We start from the raw sequence: 13,263 nt of genomic DNA, 5'->3' as shown, positions 1-13,263 counted from the left end.
GTGAGGAATCGATGCAAATAGTTAAACACAGCGCCACGGCGCTATTTTTGGCGGTTTTATCTTCTGCCGCCGTTGCGCATCCTCACAGTTTTATCAGCCTGCAGACGGAGATTGTCGCAGACGATACGCACCTGAGCGGGCTGAAAATGCGCTGGACGATGGATGAAATTACATCAGCCGATCTACTCTATGACGCGGGCGATGCGAAACCGGGCGATGAGATCTGGAAAAAACTGGCGGCGGAAGTGATGGCCAACGTACTCGGTCAGCACTATTTCACCGAGTTCTGGCACAACGGTCAGAAAGTGAAATTTCTTAATCGCCCCACGACCTACGGCATGGAGCGCGACGGGCACCAGGCGGTGTTAACCTTTATTCTGCCGCTGGCCGAACCTCAGCCGTTGGCGGGGCAGAAGTATACGTTTTCAACCTTTGACCCGAGCTACTACGTTGACATGAGTTATGCCGAAGACAAAGACGCAACGTTGCCCGCGGTGCTGCAAAAGCGCTGCACGATTGCGGTTCATACGCCAAAACCCAGCGAAGAGACGATGAATTTTGCGCTCTCTCTCGATAAAGCGGATGCGCCGCCGGAAGATATGGATCTGGGTAAACAGTTTGCGCAGCAGGTGACCGTGCAATGTCAGTGATCTCCACTTCACTCAGCAAAAAACGCCGCTGGCTGCACCTGTGGCCGCTGGCACTGTTTCTGATCTTAGCGGCCATCGGGGCGTTATGGCTCTGGCAGGCGTGGCCGCAGGTGATGATGAAAAGCATCCTCTGGCAGCGCGACGTGAATCAGCAAATGAGCGGGCTGCTCAAGGCCGTGGCGGAAAACCCGACCAAAGCGGGCGGCTCGCTGCTGATCTTCAGCTTTTTGTACGGCGTGCTGCATGCCCTGGGGCCAGGGCACGGGAAGATCGTCATCACCACCTGGCTTGCGACTCACCCTTCAAAGCTCAAATCCAGTATCGGCTTAACGCTCGCCTCTTCGTTGTTGCAGGGGCTGGTGGCGATTGCGCTGGTGATCGTGGTGCTGACGGTGCTGCAACTGCCTGCCCGACAGCTGCACATGAGCAGCTTCTGGCTGGAGAAGGGCAGTTATGCGCTGGTGGGCGTGCTGGGGGTGCTGCTCTGCTGGCGGGCGATCAAAAAACTGCGGGCATTACTTCGAAAACCAACGTTTAAAGCCTTCACGGCGCATCATGTTCACGACGCACACTGCGGCTGCGGGCATCAACATCTGCCGACGCAGGAGCAGTTACAGGGCACAGATGACTGGCGCGCGCGGCTGATGATTATTCTGTCGATGGGAATGCGGCCCTGTTCCGGGGCGATCATGGTGCTGCTGTTCAGTAAGGTGATTGGTGTATTTAGCTGGGGCGTGGTCTCCGCGCTGGCGATGGCGGCGGGGACGTCGCTCACGATTACCTCGCTGGCATTGTTGGTCCACAGTTTTCGCCAGTTGGCGGTCAAACTGAGCGGCAACACAACGCCGGTACTGTGGCGGCAGGTTGGCTGGACGACGCTGGCGTTAGCGGGCGGGGTGATTTTACTGGTGGCGGCGGTGACGATGTGGATCAGTGCGGTGCCGGTAGGGCGGGGGTTGCGGCCGTTCTAAAACGAACGATGGCACTGCACTTATCCGGCCTACAGGATCGTAGGCCCGGGAAGTACAGTGCCACCGGGCACAACAGACGGAATTAACGCTTCAGCGCTTCACTCAGTTCGTCACGCATGTTTGCCAGCATAGCTTTCACCACACGCGGGTTACCGGCCACGATGTTACCGCTCAGCATGTAGTTGTGACCGCCGGTGAAATCGCATACCAGTGCGCCTGCTTCACGGGCAATCAGCTCGCCTGCAGCAAAATCCCACGGCTTCAGCGCGATTTCGAAATAACCATCAACGCGGCCAGCGGCAACGTAGGCCAGATCCAGCGCAGCAGAACCGGTGCGACGGAAATCCGCGCATTCGGTGTAGAGCTTGCCGAGGATTTTCATGTAGGTCTGAGCGTGCTGTTTCGCCTTGAACGGGAAACCGGTCGCCAGAATTGTGCCATCCAGATCGCGAGAGTTGCTGCCGCGCAGACGGTAGCCGTTCAGCTGTGCGCCCTGACCACGGGTAGCCGTGAACAGTTCGTTACGCATTGGATCGTAAACAACGGCCACTTCAGTACGGCCTTTGATGCGTACAGCGATAGAAACAGAAAAATGAGGAAGGCGTTTAACGAAGTTGGTGGTGCCATCCAGTGGATCGATTACCCATTGAACATCCTGATCTTCGCCTGCGTGTTCACCGCTTTCTTCGGTGATGATGGTGTGCTGCGGGTAAGATTTGCGAATGGTTTCGATAATAATCGCTTCTGCGGCTTTATCGACGTTAGTCACAAAGTCATTGCTGCCTTTCTGGCTGGTTTCTACAGAATCTGGAGTTTCGTAGTGTTTGGCAATTACATTACCCGCCTTGCGCGCTGCGCGCACGGCGATGGTCAACATAGGATGTTGCATCGGTTACTCTCACTGGATGTTAAAGAACAGGGGAAACGAAAACGGCCCAGAGTATAGCAGCGAGTTCGGATCATGTCTCTCGTTTATGATAATATGGCCGAATATTCTTCAGACACTGGCTTCAGACAAAACTAATTATGCTGCAAAACATCCGAATCGTACTGGTCGAAACATCGCACACCGGCAATATGGGCTCTGTCGCCCGCGCTATGAAAACCATGGGGTTAACCAATCTGTGGCTGGTCAATCCGCTGGTTAAACCCGACTCGCAGGCCATTGCACTGGCTGCAGGGGCGAGCGACGTGATCGGCAATGCTCAGATCGTCGATACCCTTGATGAAGCGTTGGCGGGCTGTAGCCTGGTCGTTGGCACCAGCGCACGTTCACGTACGCTGCCGTGGCCGATGCTCGATCCGCGCGAATGCGGCCTGAAAAGCGTTGCTGAAGCCCAGCAGGCGCCGATCGCACTGGTGTTTGGCCGTGAACGCGTTGGCCTGACCAACGACGAGCTGCAGAAGTGTCATTACCACGTGGCGATTGCCGCGAACCCGGAATACAGCTCTCTGAACCTGGCGATGGCGGTGCAGGTTATTGCCTACGAAGTGCGTATGGCGTGGCTGGCGACCCAGGAAAAAGGCGTCACCCCGGAGCAGGAAGAAGACGCCGCGTATCCGCTGGTGGACGATTTAGAGCGTTTCTACGAACATCTTGAGCAAACGCTGCTGACGACGGGCTTTATTCGCGCGTCGCATCCAGGCCAGGTGATGAACAAGCTGCGCCGTCTGTTTACCCGCGCCCGCCCGGAAACGCAGGAGCTGAACATTCTGCGCGGGATGCTGGCGTCGATTATTGAGCAGAAGAATAAGCAACAGTAACGCCTGATTGCCCGGCTGCGCTTCGCTTGAGCGGGCCGACGTTCTGGTCAGTCGGGTGAGCAAAGCGCCACCCGACAAGGCTTAGAGCGCACATAAGGCTAAATACTTGACTAAAACAGTCAAGTAAATAGTTGACCAATTTAGTCGGGAATGTCAGACTTGGCCCTGCTATGCAATACCCCCCATTTTACAATAAAAAACCCCGGGCAGGGGCGAGTTTGAGGTTAAGTAAGACATGAGACTGACATCTAAAGGGCGTTATGCTGTGACCGCGATGCTGGACGTTGCGCTCAACTCTGAATCGGGCCCGGTTCCGTTGGCTGATATTTCTGAACGTCAGGGTATTTCCCTCTCTTATCTGGAACAGCTGTTCTCCAGATTGCGTAAAAATGGACTGGTTTCCAGCGTTCGCGGCCCAGGCGGCGGATATCTGCTGGGTAAAGACGCGGGCAGTATTGCAGTTGGCGAAGTCATTAGTGCTGTTGATGAGTCTGTTGATGCGACCCGTTGCCAGGGCAAAGGCGGCTGTCAGGGCGGCGATAAATGCCTGACCCATGCGCTGTGGCGCGATCTGAGCGACCGTCTGACCGGCTTTCTGAATAACATCACCCTCGGTGAACTGGTTAATAACCAGGAAGTTATGGAAGTGTCTGGCCGCCAGCATAATCACGAAAACCAACGCAGCACCCGCGCGCAAGACGCAATCGACGTTAAACTGCGCGCGTAAAAAAACGATAAGATTTTTCGAATCAGGCCGGGGCACCCGTTGCCCCGTGTACTCGGCCGTACATCCAGCCGGTTAGCCTGATTCCTTGCATTGAAGCGATGTACGGAGTTTATAGAGCAATGAAATTACCGATCTATCTCGATTACTCCGCAACCACGCCGGTGGACCCGCGTGTTGCCGAGAAAATGATGCAGTGTCTGACCCTGGACGGAAACTTTGGTAACCCAGCTTCCCGTTCTCACCGTTTTGGCTGGCATGCTGAAGAGGCGGTTGATATCGCCCGTAATCAGATTGCTGAGCTGGTTGGCGCCGACCCGCGTGAAATTGTTTTCACCTCCGGTGCAACCGAATCCGACAACCTGGCGATCAAAGGCGCTGCCAACTTCTATCAGAAAAAAGGCAAGCACATTATCACCAGCAAAACCGAACACAAAGCCGTGCTGGACACCTGTCGCCAGCTTGAGCGTGAAGGTTTTGACGTCACCTATCTCGCCCCTCAGAGCAACGGTATTATCGACCTGAAAGAGCTCGAAGCGGCCATGCGTGACGACACCATTCTGGTGTCCATCATGCATGTTAACAACGAAATCGGCGTGGTTCAGGATATCGCGACTATCGGCGAACTCTGCCGTGCGCGCGGCATCATCTATCACGTTGACGCGACCCAGAGCGTGGGCAAACTGCCTATCGATCTGAGCCAGCTGAAAGTGGACCTGATGTCCTTCTCCGGCCACAAAATTTATGGTCCGAAAGGTATCGGCGCGCTGTACGTTCGTCGTAAACCACGTATTCGCATCGAAGCACAGTTGCACGGCGGCGGTCATGAGCGCGGCATGCGTTCAGGAACTCTGCCTGTTCACCAGATCGTGGGCATGGGCGAAGCCTACCGTATCGCGAAAGAAGAGATGGAAAGCGAGATGGCGCGCCTGCGCACGCTGCGTAACCGTCTGTGGGACGGCGTGAAAGATATGGAAGAAGTCTATCTGAACGGCGATCTCGAGCAGGGCGCTCCGAACATTCTCAACGTCAGCTTCAACTATGTTGAAGGCGAATCGCTGATTATGGCGCTGAAAGACCTCGCGGTCTCTTCCGGTTCTGCCTGTACTTCTGCAAGCCTCGAGCCATCCTACGTGCTGCGTGCACTGGGCATGACCGACGAGCTGGCACACAGTTCTATCCGTTTCTCTTTAGGTCGCTTCACTACCGAAGAAGAGATTGACTACACCATCAAGCTGGTTCGTAACTCCATTGGCCGTCTGCGTGACCTTTCTCCACTGTGGGAAATGTTCAAACAGGGCGTGGATCTGAACAGCATTGAATGGTCACATCACTAATCGGTACGAAGGAGAATTCAACATGGCTTACAGCGAAAAAGTTATTGATCATTACGAGAACCCACGCAACGTTGGCTCTTTCGACAACAGCGACGAAAGCGTTGGTAGCGGCATGGTCGGCGCGCCAGCGTGTGGCGACGTGATGAAGTTGCAGATTAAAGTCAACAATGAAGGTATCATTGAAGACGCGCGTTTCAAGACTTACGGTTGCGGTTCTGCTATCGCTTCCAGCTCCCTGGTCACCGAGTGGGTGAAGGGCAAGTCTCTGGACGAAGCACAGGCAATTAAAAATACCGATATTGCTGACGAACTCGAACTGCCACCGGTGAAAATTCACTGCTCTATTCTGGCAGAAGACGCGATCAAAGCCGCTATTGCGGATTACAAAAGCAAACGTGAAGCGAAATAAGAAGAGTTGAGGTTTTGTTATGTCGATTACCCTTAGCGACAGCGCTGCCGCGCGAGTAAGCGCCTTTCTGGCGAACCGTGGTAAAGGCTTTGGCCTGCGACTGGGCGTACGTACCTCCGGCTGTTCCGGGATGGCTTATGTACTGGAATTTGTTGACGCACCGGCGACTGATGACACCGTGTTTGAAGACAAAGGCGTGAAGGTAGTAGTCGATGGCAAGAGCCTGCAATTCCTCAACGGCACTCAGCTGGACTTCGTTAAAGAAGGCCTGAACGAAGGGTTTAAATTCACTAACCCGAACGTAAAAGACGAGTGCGGTTGCGGCGAAAGCTTCCACGTTTAACTGCGTTCCGCTGTTATACCGATTAATTCGTGTTGCAGAAAGGCGGCGAGCGAGTGAATCTCCGGGAGCTTACTTAAGTAAGTGACCGGAGTGAGCGAGCGCAGGCAACGCATCTGCAACGCGAAGTAAGAAGGTATAACCCCACCGTGGCCTGGCTGCGTGTGGGGTTTGTTCTAACTGGCTAACCCTGAGATTGTTATGGATTACTTCACCCTCTTCGGGTTGCCCGCCCAGTACCCGATCGATATCCAGGCCCTGACGGTTCGTTTTCAGGATCTGCAACGTCAATTCCATCCTGATAAATTTGCCAGCGGGTCTCAGGCGGAGCAACTGGCTGCCGTTTCGCAGTCAGCCACCATTAATCAGGCGTGGCAAACGCTGCGCAGCCCTTTAGCGCGTGCGGAATATCTGCTCTCGCTGCACGGTTTTGATCTGGCAAGTGAACAACACACTGTACGCGACACCGCTTTCCTGATGGAACAGCTGGAGCTTCGCGAAGAGCTGGATGAGATCGAACAGGCGAAAGACGAAGTGCGTCTTGAAAGCTTCATCAAACGGGTGAAAGCGATGTTCGATACCCGCCATCAGCAGATGGTTGAACAACTGAATAACGAGACGTGGGACGTGGCGGCAGATACTGTACGCAAGCTGCGTTTTCTCGATAAACTGCGAAGCAGTGCTGAACAACTCGAAGAAAAGCTGCTCGATTTCTGATTTTGGAAGCTTAACATGGCCTTATTACAAATTAGTGAGCCTGGTCTGAGCGCCGCACCGCACCAGCGTCGTCTGGCGGTGGGCATTGATTTAGGCACCACCAATTCCCTCGTAGCGACCGTACGCAGCGGCCAGGCAGAAACGCTGGCAGACGCCGAAGGGCGTCATCTGCTGCCCTCTGTCGTTTACTACCAGCAGCAGGGCCATTCGGTGGGATATGACGCGCGCGCCAATGCCGCGAAAGATCCGGCCAATACCATCAGCTCGGTAAAACGGATGATGGGCCGCTCGCTGGCCGATATTCAAACGCGTTACCCGCATCTGCCGTATCAGCTGCAGGCCAGTGTTAACGGCCTGCCGATGATTGCCACCGACGCCGGGTTGCTCAACCCGGTTCGCGTCTCTGCCGATATTCTCAAAGCGCTCGCGGCGCGCGCGACCGCGACGCTCGAAGGCGAACTGGATGGCGTTGTTATCACCGTTCCAGCCTATTTCGACGACGCACAGCGTCAGGGCACGAAAGACGCTGCGCGTCTGGCGGGCCTGCATGTGCTGCGCTTGCTCAACGAACCGACCGCTGCGGCGATTGCTTACGGTCTCGATTCCGGCCAGGAAGGGGTGATTGCCGTTTACGATCTCGGCGGCGGCACCTTTGATATCTCCATTCTGCGCCTCAGCCGTGGCGTATTTGAAGTGCTGGCAACCGGCGGCGACTCAGCCCTCGGCGGCGATGACTTCGACCACCTGCTGGCGGATTACATTCGCGAGCAGGCGGGTATTCCCGATCGCAGCGACGTGCGCGTTCAGCGCGAACTGCTGGATGCCGCTATCGACGCCAAAATTGCGCTTAGCGATGCCCAGTCAGTCACCGTTGACGTGGCGGGCTGGCGCGGCAAAATCACCCGCGAGCAGTTCAACGAACTGATTGCTGCGCTCGTAAAACGCACGCTGCTGGCCTGCCGTCGCGCGCTGAAAGACGCCAACGTCGACGCGAGCGAAGTGCTGGAAGTGGTGATGGTCGGCGGCTCAACGCGCGTACCGCTGGTACGTGAACGCGTGGGTGAATTCTTTGGCCGCACGCCGCTCACCTCCATCGACCCGGATAAAGTGGTGGCGATTGGGGCCGCGATTCAGGCGGATATTCTGGTCGGTAACAAGCCGGACAGCGAAATGCTGCTGCTCGATGTGATTCCGCTCTCTCTGGGGCTGGAAACCATGGGCGGCCTGGTCGAGAAAGTGATCCCCCGTAACACCACCATTCCGGTGGCGCGCGCGCAGGAGTTCACCACTTTCAAAGATGGCCAGACTGCGATGTCTATCCACGTAATGCAGGGCGAGCGCGAGCTGGTCCAGGATTGCCGTTCGCTGGCGCGCTTCGCGCTGCGCGGTATTCCTGCGCTGCCAGCAGGCGGGGCGCATATCCGCGTCACCTTCCAGGTGGATGCCGATGGTCTGCTCAGCGTCACGGCGATGGAAAAATCGACCGGCGTGGAGTCATCCATCCAGGTGAAACCGTCTTACGGTCTGACCGACGGCGAAATCGCCTCCATGATTCAGGATTCAATGAGCTATGCCGAACAGGATGTGAAGGCACGTATGCTGGCGGAACAGAAAGTGGAAGCCGCGCGCGTGCTGGAAAGTCTGGAAGGCGCACTCACTGCCGATGCCGCGCTGTTAAGTGCCGCAGAGCGCCAGGCCATTGACGACGCCGTTGCGCAGCTACGCGCAGTGGCGGTTGGCGATGACGCTGACGCAATAGAACAAGCGATTAAAAACGTTGATAAACAAACCCAGGATTTCGCCGCTCGCCGCATGGACCAGTCTGTCCGTGTCGCGCTGAAAGGCCAGTCCGTGGACGAGGTTTAATATGCCAAAGATTGTTTTTCTGCCTCATGCGGACCTCTGTCCGGATGGCGCAGTTCTGGAAGCTGAGACCGGCGAAACCATCCTCGACGTTGCCCTGCGCAACGGTATCGAAGTGGAACACGCCTGTGAAAAATCCTGTGCCTGCACCACCTGCCACTGCATCGTGCGTGAAGGTTTTGACTCCCTCGCGGAAAGCACCGAAGACGAAGACGACATGCTGGATAAAGCATGGGGTCTGGAGCCAGACAGCCGTTTAAGCTGCCAGGCGCGCGTCACCGATGAAGACCTGGTGGTCGAAATCCCGCGTTACACTATCAACCATGCGCGTGAGCATTAACAGGGGGTAGTATGGGACTGAAGTGGACCGACAGCCGCGAAATCGGTGAGGCGCTGTACGACGCCAACCCGGATCTCGATCCGAAGACCGTACGATTCACCGATATGCATCAGTGGATCTGCGATCTGGAAGATTTTGACGATGATCCCAGCGCATCCAATGAAAAAATTCTGGAGGCGATTCTGTTAGTCTGGTTAGATGAAGCAGACGTTTAACAGAAAGAAAGATCATACGGGCTGCCTTCTGGCGGCCCGTTTGCTCGTTGCGAATAAGGAAAAATAAAATGACCGAAGCGATGAAAATTACGCTCTCTACACAGCCTGCTGACGCACGCTGGGGCGACAAAGCCACCTACAGCATCAACAATGACGGCATCACCCTGCACCTGAATGATTCCGACGATTTGGGTCTGATCCAGCGCGCCGCGCGTAAAATTGACGGCCTGGGCATCAAGCATGTCACTCTGGCCGGAGAAGGCTGGGACACGGATCGCAGCTGGGCATTCTGGGCGGGTTACAAAGGCCCGAAAGGCACCCGTAAAGTCGAGTGGGCAAACCTGGACGAATCCGCGCAGAAAGAGCTGGAAAACCGTCTGACCATCATCGACTGGGTACGCGACACCATTAACGCTCCGGCGGAAGAGCTGGGCCCTGAACAGCTGGCGCAGCGCGCGGTCGATCTGCTGTGTAAAGTCGCAGGCGATAAAATGTCTTATCGCATCACCAAAGGTGAAGATCTGCGCGAGCAAAACTACATGGGGATTCACACTGTAGGGCGCGGCTCTGAGCGACCACCGGTGCTGCTGGCTCTCGATTTCAACCCGACCGGTGACAAAGAAGCGCCGGTTTACGCGTGTCTGGTCGGCAAAGGCATTACCTTTGATACCGGCGGTTACAGCCTGAAGCAGAGCGCGTTTATGGACTCAATGAAGTCCGACATGGGCGGCGCGGCAACCATTACCGGCGCACTGGCGTTCGCCATCACCCGCGGTCTGAACAAGCGCGTAAAACTGTACCTGTGCTGTGCAGACAACATGGTGAGCGGCAATGCGTTCAAGCTGGGCGATATCATTCGCTACCGTAACGGTAAAAATGTCGAAGTGATGAACACCGACGCCGAAGGCCGTCTGGTGCTGGCGGATGGTCTGATTGACGCCTCTGCGCAGAAACCTGAGCTGATCATCGATATGGCGACCCTGACGGGGGCGGCGAAAACCGCTCTGGGTAATGACTATCACGCGCTGTTCAGCTTCGACGACAAACTGGCCGCACGCCTGCTGGCGAGTGCCGCCGCTGAAAACGAACCTTTCTGGCGTCTGCCGCTGGCGGAATTCCACCGCAGCCAGCTGCCGTCTAACTTTGCCGAGCTGAACAACACCGCAAGCGCAGCGTATCCGGCTGGCGCAAGCACCGCGGCAGGCTTCCTGTCCCACTTCGTTGAGAACTATCACGAAGGCTGGCTGCACATCGACTGCTCCGCCACCTACCGCAAAGCGGGCGTGGAACAGTGGTCTGCGGGCGCTACCGGTCTGGGTGTACGTACGATTGCGAATTTGTTGACTGCTGAGTAGTCCTCCTGCCGGGTAGCGTAGCCGCTGCCCGGCCTACAAACCCCGTAGGCCCGTGCAAGCGCTGCGCCGCCGGGCGATTAACGTAACGAAACTATGTCCGAAACCAAAAACGAATTAGAAACCCTGCTGGAGCAGGCGGCCACTGAGCCAGCCCACCGTCCGGCATTTTTCCGCACCCTGCTGGAGTCCACCGTCTGGGTTCCGGGAACGGCGGCGGAAGGCGAGCAGGTTGTGGAAGACAGCGCGCTGGATCTGCTGCACTGGGAAAAAGACGACGGCACGTCTGTTATCCCGTTTTTCACCTCGCTGGAAGCCCTGCAGCAAGCGGTGGAAGACGAACAGGCGTTTGTCGTCATGCCCGTGCGCACGCTGTTTGAAATGACGCTCGGTGAAACGCTCTTCCTCAATGCAAAACTGCCGACCGGGAAAGAGTTTACTCCGCGTGAAATCAGCCATCTGATTGGCGAAGAGGGCAACCCGCTTAGCACGCAGGAAGTGCTGGAGGGTGGCGAAACGCTGCTGTTGTCTGAAGTGGCTGAGCCTCCGGCGCAGATGATCGACTCTCTGACCACTCTGTTCAAAACCATCAAGCCGGTGAAACGCGCGTTTCTGTGCTCTATCAAAGAGAGCGCAGAAGAACAGCCCGTGCTATTGATTGGGATTGAAGCCGATGGTGACATCGACGAGATCATTCAGGCGGCGGGAAGCGTTGCGACCGACACGCTCCCGGGCGATGAGCCGATTGATATCTGTCAGGTCGTGAAAGGTGAGAAGGGCATTAGCCACTTTATTACCGAGCACATCACGCCGTTCTATGAACGTCGCTGGGGCGGATTCCTGCGCGATCTGAAAACTACCCGTATTATCTGATATTCGCGGGGTGAACACTCACCCCGTTGCTTCCAGCAGTAACAAATCCATCAGCAAAACCAGATTCGATTCAAATGACGTCACGCCTGCGGCCTCGGCGGCATAATGCACGGCTTCGTCATACAATGCGAAATGCAAATCCGCCATCCCGGCAAGCGTATTCGCTGACGCACGGGTAAAGGCAATCACCGTCATGCCGACGTTTTTGGCGATCCGCGCTTTATCCAGCACCTGCTCTGTTTCACCACTGCGCGACACCGCGATAAACACCTGATAGCGCGCGGCGTTGCTCAGAAAAATATTCCGGCTGTCGCCCGGCCCGGAGATAAAGGCCGTTTTGCCCAGCACCTGCAGCTTTTTCGTCAGGTACTCCGCGAACAAATAGGAAAACCCGGCACCGTAAAGAAAGAAACTCTCTTTCTCGCGCAGCAGCGTGGCAAACTGACGGCGCTTCTCTTCCGTGACCCACTGAAACGTCTGCTGATAGTTGGCGATAAACTGGCTGAACAGGGCGGGCAGGTGAGGCAAATCCTGCGCCTGTGCCGCAATGTGCGGTGTGTCGGTCAGCAGCTGTTTGCAGTGCCAGATGAACTCGCTAAAACCGCTAAACCCCAGCTTCTGACACAGGCGCATAATGGTGGCCGTCGAGACAAAGGTCGCCTGCGCCAGCTCGCGTACCGTGATATTGCCCACCAGCAGCGGATGCTCCGTGAGATGAGCCAGGACGCGATATTCCGCGCGGGTCAGGGACTCCCCGCGCGTGAGCAGTGTTGCCAGTCGGTTATCCATTACTGAGCAGGTTCAATCGGCAGATCGTCCCTGGCACCCCATTCGCTCCACGCACCGTCGTACAGCGTCACGTCGGTCACGCCGAGCGTTGCCAGCGCCAGAATCACCACGCAGGCGGTCACGCCGGAGCCACAGCTGGCAACCACAGGCTTATGCAAATCCACCCCCTGGCGGGCAAAAATCTCGCTCAGTTCATCGGTGGTTTTCAGCTCGCCTTCAAATACCAGATCGCCCCACGGTACGTTGAGCGCGCCGGGAATGTGTCCGCGTTTCAGGCCTGGACGGGGTTCATCAGCCTGGGCTGCAAAGCGTGGCGCCGGTCGGGCATCGACAATTTGCGCCGTTTTCTCGTGGCTCACCAGCAGAACGTCGGTGAGACGTTTCACGGCGTTTGGGTCCAGCGTCGCGTCAAAGTCGCCTTCCGGCAGAGCGACATTCCCCTGCTGAAGCGGCAGTTCATTGCGCTGCCAGCCTGCCAGGCCACCGGCCAGAATAGATACATTCTCTACGCCGAAGGTTTTCAGCATCCACCATGCGCGCGGAGCGGAGAACAGATTGCCCTCATCGTAAACGACCAGATGTTTATCGCGGCTCACGCCCAGCTCACGCATGGCCACGGCAAAGGCCTCCGGGCGCGGCATCATATGGGGCAGGGGAGAGGTGTGATCGGAGAGGGCTTCGATATCAAAAAAGACCGCGCCCGGAAGATGTCCGGCGCGGTATTCAGCGGGAACGTCGCGATGCTCCTGCCCTGGCGGGGCCATGCGCGCGTCGAGGATTTGCACTTCCGGGTCGTCGCTATGTTCGAGAAGCCAGTCGGCTGCGACAAAATATGAGGTGGACATGGGTGCCTCCATTTTTTCCTTAAAAAAGGATTGTCGGTGTTTTATCTGACACCGACAAGCAAACCACGTTCAAC

Annotated in this window: 16 protein-coding genes; 13 read left to right on the top strand and 3 right to left on the bottom strand. The window is 56.5% G+C overall.

Going from position 1 to position 13,263, the window contains the following annotated elements:
- The first annotated feature begins 11 nt into the window (after positions 1 to 11).
- Positions 12 to 650: a DUF1007 family protein gene (locus ETG88_RS13640; protein ID WP_100779301.1), complete on the top strand. Its 639-nt coding sequence runs from the start codon at positions 12 to 14 to the stop codon at positions 648 to 650.
- On the top strand, positions 641 to 1,621 hold the full coding sequence (locus ETG88_RS13635) for a nickel/cobalt transporter (protein WP_129035582.1): 981 nt from the start codon (positions 641 to 643) through the stop codon (positions 1,619 to 1,621). The genes ETG88_RS13640 and ETG88_RS13635 overlap by 10 nt, the downstream gene beginning before the upstream one ends.
- Before the next feature lie 82 nt (positions 1,622 to 1,703).
- On the opposite strand, the gene suhB is transcribed toward ETG88_RS13635, so the two are convergent.
- The gene (gene suhB / locus ETG88_RS13630; RefSeq protein ID WP_100779303.1) at positions 1,704 to 2,510 is read right to left on the bottom strand and encodes an inositol-1-monophosphatase; all 807 of its coding nucleotides are present in this window, start codon (positions 2,508 to 2,510) and stop codon (positions 1,704 to 1,706) included.
- A gap of 137 nt (positions 2,511 to 2,647) precedes the next feature.
- Here suhB and trmJ point away from each other — a divergent pair, with 137 nt between their 5' ends.
- The 11 genes from trmJ to sseB all read left to right on the top strand — a co-directional run bounded on the left by trmJ (position 2,648) and on the right by sseB (position 11,555).
- Positions 2,648 to 3,385, top strand: a complete 738-nt coding sequence (gene trmJ, locus ETG88_RS13625; RefSeq protein WP_100779304.1) for a tRNA (cytosine(32)/uridine(32)-2'-O)-methyltransferase TrmJ — start codon at positions 2,648 to 2,650, stop codon at positions 3,383 to 3,385.
- 235 nt (positions 3,386 to 3,620) lie between these two features.
- The gene (gene iscR / locus ETG88_RS13620; RefSeq protein WP_100779305.1) at positions 3,621 to 4,112 is read left to right on the top strand and encodes a Fe-S cluster assembly transcriptional regulator IscR; all 492 of its coding nucleotides are present in this window, start codon (positions 3,621 to 3,623) and stop codon (positions 4,110 to 4,112) included.
- 119 nt (positions 4,113 to 4,231) lie between these two features.
- A complete protein-coding gene (locus ETG88_RS13615; protein ID WP_129035581.1) occupies positions 4,232 to 5,446 on the top strand; it encodes an IscS subfamily cysteine desulfurase in 1,215 nt (404 codons plus the stop codon).
- 22 nt (positions 5,447 to 5,468) lie between these two features.
- On the top strand, positions 5,469 to 5,855 hold the full coding sequence (gene iscU, locus ETG88_RS13610; protein ID WP_005120408.1) for a Fe-S cluster assembly scaffold IscU: 387 nt from the start codon (positions 5,469 to 5,471) through the stop codon (positions 5,853 to 5,855).
- A gap of 19 nt (positions 5,856 to 5,874) precedes the next feature.
- The gene (gene iscA / locus ETG88_RS13605) at positions 5,875 to 6,198 is read left to right on the top strand and encodes an iron-sulfur cluster assembly protein IscA (protein ID WP_100779307.1); all 324 of its coding nucleotides are present in this window, start codon (positions 5,875 to 5,877) and stop codon (positions 6,196 to 6,198) included.
- A 198-nt stretch (positions 6,199 to 6,396) separates the two neighbouring features.
- Positions 6,397 to 6,912, top strand: a complete 516-nt coding sequence (gene hscB, locus ETG88_RS13600) for a co-chaperone HscB (RefSeq protein WP_102104982.1) — start codon at positions 6,397 to 6,399, stop codon at positions 6,910 to 6,912.
- A 15-nt stretch (positions 6,913 to 6,927) separates the two neighbouring features.
- Positions 6,928 to 8,778 carry a Fe-S protein assembly chaperone HscA gene (gene hscA, locus ETG88_RS13595; protein WP_129035580.1) on the top strand — a complete coding sequence of 617 codons (1,851 nt, stop codon included), beginning with the start codon at positions 6,928 to 6,930 and terminating at the stop codon, positions 8,776 to 8,778.
- A 1-nt stretch (position 8,779) separates the two neighbouring features.
- On the top strand, positions 8,780 to 9,115 hold the full coding sequence (gene fdx, locus ETG88_RS13590; protein ID WP_100779310.1) for an ISC system 2Fe-2S type ferredoxin: 336 nt from the start codon (positions 8,780 to 8,782) through the stop codon (positions 9,113 to 9,115).
- An 11-nt stretch (positions 9,116 to 9,126) separates the two neighbouring features.
- Positions 9,127 to 9,330 (top strand): Fe-S cluster assembly protein IscX, encoded by a 204-nt coding sequence (gene iscX / locus ETG88_RS13585; RefSeq protein WP_100779311.1) that lies wholly within the window; start codon positions 9,127 to 9,129, stop codon positions 9,328 to 9,330.
- A gap of 68 nt (positions 9,331 to 9,398) precedes the next feature.
- Complete coding sequence (gene pepB / locus ETG88_RS13580) at positions 9,399 to 10,685, top strand: aminopeptidase PepB (protein ID WP_100779312.1); 1,287 nt, start codon at positions 9,399 to 9,401, stop codon at positions 10,683 to 10,685.
- Between the two features lie 93 nt (positions 10,686 to 10,778).
- Complete coding sequence (gene sseB / locus ETG88_RS13575; RefSeq protein WP_100779313.1) at positions 10,779 to 11,555, top strand: enhanced serine sensitivity protein SseB; 777 nt, start codon at positions 10,779 to 10,781, stop codon at positions 11,553 to 11,555.
- A gap of 18 nt (positions 11,556 to 11,573) precedes the next feature.
- Here sseB and ETG88_RS13570 read toward each other — a convergent pair whose 3' ends face one another.
- Both ETG88_RS13570 and sseA read right to left on the bottom strand, forming a co-directional pair.
- Positions 11,574 to 12,344 carry a MurR/RpiR family transcriptional regulator gene (locus ETG88_RS13570; RefSeq protein ID WP_129035579.1) on the bottom strand — a complete coding sequence of 257 codons (771 nt, stop codon included), beginning with the start codon at positions 12,342 to 12,344 and terminating at the stop codon, positions 11,574 to 11,576.
- Complete coding sequence (gene sseA, locus ETG88_RS13565; RefSeq protein ID WP_129035578.1) at positions 12,344 to 13,189, bottom strand: 3-mercaptopyruvate sulfurtransferase; 846 nt, start codon at positions 13,187 to 13,189, stop codon at positions 12,344 to 12,346. The genes ETG88_RS13570 and sseA overlap by 1 nt, the downstream gene beginning before the upstream one ends.
- Between the last annotated feature and the right edge of the window lie 74 nt (positions 13,190 to 13,263).

Source organism: Lelliottia nimipressuralis (assembly GCF_004115925.1).
Classification (GTDB): Bacteria; Pseudomonadota; Gammaproteobacteria; order Enterobacterales; family Enterobacteriaceae; genus Enterobacter; species Enterobacter nimipressuralis.
This window is presented reverse-complemented; position numbering and strand designations above follow the sequence as displayed.